The 3,065-nt window shown below is 60.5% G+C and carries 4 protein-coding genes and 1 pseudogene; 3 read left to right on the top strand and 2 right to left on the bottom strand.

Annotated features, from left to right (window positions below):
- Positions 1-204: hypothetical protein (locus tag ACK59X_RS08410; RefSeq protein WP_409956430.1), on the bottom strand; the 204-nt coding region annotated here is incomplete at its 3' end.
- A gap of 351 nt (positions 205-555) precedes the next feature.
- Positions 556-861 (bottom strand): hypothetical protein, encoded by a 306-nt coding sequence (locus tag ACK59X_RS08405; RefSeq protein WP_409956428.1) that lies wholly within the window; start codon positions 859-861, stop codon positions 556-558.
- A 360-nt stretch (positions 862-1,221) separates the two neighbouring features.
- Here ACK59X_RS08405 and ACK59X_RS08400 point away from each other — a divergent pair, with 360 nt between their 5' ends.
- The 3 genes and pseudogenes from ACK59X_RS08400 to ACK59X_RS08390 form a co-directional block, all read left to right on the top strand.
- Positions 1,222-2,427 carry a tyrosine-type recombinase/integrase gene (locus ACK59X_RS08400; RefSeq protein WP_251200222.1) on the top strand — a complete coding sequence of 402 codons (1,206 nt, stop codon included), beginning with the start codon at positions 1,222-1,224 and terminating at the stop codon, positions 2,425-2,427.
- Between the two features lie 139 nt (positions 2,428-2,566).
- Positions 2,567-2,950 carry a type II toxin-antitoxin system RelE/ParE family toxin gene (locus ACK59X_RS08395; protein ID WP_251200223.1) on the top strand — a complete coding sequence of 128 codons (384 nt, stop codon included), beginning with the start codon at positions 2,567-2,569 and terminating at the stop codon, positions 2,948-2,950.
- A pseudogene (locus ACK59X_RS08390) lies at positions 2,931-3,065 on the top strand (transcriptional regulator); the annotation flags it as partial. The gene ACK59X_RS08395 and the pseudogene ACK59X_RS08390, both read left to right, overlap by 20 nt.

Here is a 3,065-nt window from a genome sequence, read left to right as displayed (position 1 = left end):
GTCCACTACTTGAGAAATAAAAGGATTCGCTGCCATGGACAAAAAAGAAAAACAGATGACCTGAAAACAGGCCGTCGCGGGGCGAGCTACGTTGGGGTTTGGCGCGGCCAGCATTTTGGCGACTGGCCAAAAGCCGACCTGAACTCTGCGGTAGATGATGCGGCTGGAAGCGAGTCGCGCTTTCTTGCCACCACGGTTATACAACTACTTACATTTTGTGTCTACGCGCGACGACCCACAGAGGGTTATTGCTTGACCGGAGCGCCAGGCGCCTTGGAACCTAGCGACAGGAAAACTCGCGACCGTTCTAGGGCTATAGAGGGCTGCTGCGGCCCTGCAGGATTTCAGCTGCCGCAGCGTGCTCACGCCCGAGCCGCTTTCCGCAAGAGCGAGAACCTTACCGGGTCCGATTTGTCTTCGACAGCTGCAAGCTTCACGAGCAATGCACGCTTGACGCGGGCGAGGCGCTTGGCGCGCGCTGCGCAAGGCTCGTCCTCCGCGCTGGACAGAACACGCACCAGGCCGAGCGGCTCCGGCGGAACGCCCTCCTCACCTTCAAATCTCGATCAGGTTGACATCGACCGCGATGCCGTAGTGTCGCTCGATCAACTCGCAGAAGAGCAACCAATCGCCGCGGTTCGGCTTCACATGAGTGCAGTGCAAACACTCTCCCGCGCCAGCGCGCTGCGCCTCGAAAGTTGTGTGTACATCCATGCCGAAGACTTTTGAGAACCGCCCTACCGTGGAACCACCGGGGCTGTGAACCCAAACCGTCTTTCCATCTGGGCTGGCCTCCACAAGGTGGGCTTGGAGAGCTTCTCGTTCCTCGCCTGTTGGCGCCCACGTAGAGATGGTGGGCATGGCGTCGTCCTGCGGGTTCGATGGAGACGATGGAATGGATGGAGTGCCAGTTGTCATGCTCAGTAGTTCGATTGCTTTGGTACTCATCAGATTCGGCGAAGAGGCGCCCACGCGCTACTAGGGGTGATCTCACTTTCCGTGCAGAAAACCCGGTTAAGAGCTACGGGTTAACCCGCACTTTTTTATTTCACGATGACTCCAGCCTGGCACTTCGCTGGACTGCGCTGAAGCTGGATACAGCAGGTTTATCAATAACTTAGGCGCGTCCATCATATGCCGGTGCTTTCCGAAACCTGACCCGGCTTCCGCTCTCATGGCTCCCATGTGGCTCTTGGAAACGGGTCTTTCCGAGGAGTCATCGTGGCCAAGATCAAGCTCACCAAGACCGCCGTAGAGGCGGCGCAACCCCAGGCGCAGGCGGTCGAACTGCGGGATACCGTGGTGCCCGGCTTCCTGTGCAAGATCACTCCGGCGGGTCGCCGGGTGTTCATGCTCCAGTACCGCACAAACGCAGGCGAGCGTCGCAAGCCCGCCCTGGGCCTGTTCGGGGAGCTGACCGTCGAACAGGCCCGCGTCATGGCGCAGGACTGGCTGGCCGAGGTTCGCCGGGGCGGCGATCCCGGCGGCGCCAAGGCCGAGGCGCGCAAGGCGCCCACCGTCGCGGAGCTGTGCAAGAAGTTCATGGAGGACTACTCCAAGAAGCGTAACAAGCCCAGCACGCAGGAAGGCTATCAGGGCGTCATCGACCGCTGCATCATTCCATTGCTGGGTCGCAAGAAGGTGCTTGAAGTGAAGCGCCCCGACATTGCCGGTCTGATGGAAAAGCTCTCGTACAAGCCGACCGAGGCAAACAAGGCATTCGGCGTACTACGCAAGATGTTCAATCTGGCCGAAGTGTGGGGCTACCGCCCGGACGGCACGAACCCGTGCCGGCATGTCCCGATGTTCCCGCCGGGCAAGGAAACCCGGCTCATCGTGGATGGCGAATTGGCGCTGATCTACCGCCACCTGGATAAGCTGGAGGCCGAAGGGCTGGAGAACTACGTCATCCCGCTGGCGATCCGGCTGCAATTCGAGTTTGCCGCCCGGCGCTCCGAAATCTGCCCACTTGAATGGGCTTGGCTGGACTTCGAGAACCGCCGTGTGGTCTGGCCCGACAGCAAGACTGGCGGCATGTCCAAGCCCATGAGCGCGGAAGCCTATCGGCTGCTTTCGACGGCGCCGCGCCGGGAAGGCTGCCCGTATGTCCTGCCGTCGCCCAACGACCCGGACAAGCACCTGACCTTTGGCGAGCACTACGGCGGCTGGTGCCGGGCGCTCAAGGCCGCCGGCGTGCCGCACGTCGGCACGCATGGCATTCGCCACCGCTCGACCACCGACATTGCCAATTCGGGCGTGCCGACCAAGGTAGGGATGAGGCTGACAGGACACAAGACCGTAGCGATGTTCATGCACTACGTCCACACCGAAGACAAGCCAGTACGCGAGGCGGCCGAACTGGTGGCCAGCCGGCGTCAGGCCATCACCGGCGCAGGGCAGCGCCAGTCGCAGGAGGCCGCAGCATGAACAGCGAAATGCTTCTGTATATGGACGACAAGCCAATCCGCCAGACATTGTCTGGCGAATCCTCTCCAACGCCGAGAAAGCCGAAAGTTGAACTGGCAAACCATGCCCGTTTCGGGTATAGTTTTCGGGAGTGCCAAATATGACCGTCTTCAAACGCAGGGACTTTGCACGGTGGCAGGCTGGCGAAAGGCTACCTGACGCCGCTTTGTGCAAAGCAGTCCAGGAGATGGAGGCCGGTCTGGTTGATGCTGACCTAGGCGGCTTTCTCTACAAGAAGCGGGTAGCGCGCCCTGGTGGCGGCAAAAGCGGCGGCTATCGGACGCTGCTGTCGGCACGGATCGGCAGCAGCTATGTGTTCCTGCATGGGTTCCCCAAGAGCAACAAGGCGAATATCACTCAGGACGAAAGGAAGGCGTTGCAGTTCGCTGGCAAGGTGTTTCTGGAACTGTCGGCAGAGAACTTGGCGAAAGCGCTGGAGTCCGGCGTTCTACTGGAGGTGTGTTGTGACGAGCAAGCTCATTGAATCCCTGCGCGGCGACTTGGCTGCGCTGCATGACTCTGTCGAAATCGGCCATGTAACGATGAGCGAGTTCGATGCCATCTTCCCGCCTCAAGTGCGGGAGATCAGTGCTGACGAC

Origin of the sequence: Acidovorax sp. (assembly GCF_046339755.1) — a bacterium.
GTDB lineage: Bacteria > Pseudomonadota > Gammaproteobacteria > Burkholderiales > Burkholderiaceae_C > Acidovorax.
This window is presented reverse-complemented; position numbering and strand designations above follow the sequence as displayed.

Bases quoted from the DNA above. Each gene is read 5' to 3' on its own strand.
- ACK59X_RS08405 (WP_409956428.1), bottom strand. From the start codon at position 861: ATGCCCACCATCTCTACGTGGGCGCCAACAGGCGAGGAACGAGAAGCT.
- ACK59X_RS08395 (WP_251200223.1), top strand. From the start codon at position 2,567: ATGACCGTCTTCAAACGCAGGGACTTTGCACGGTGGCAGGCTGGCGAA.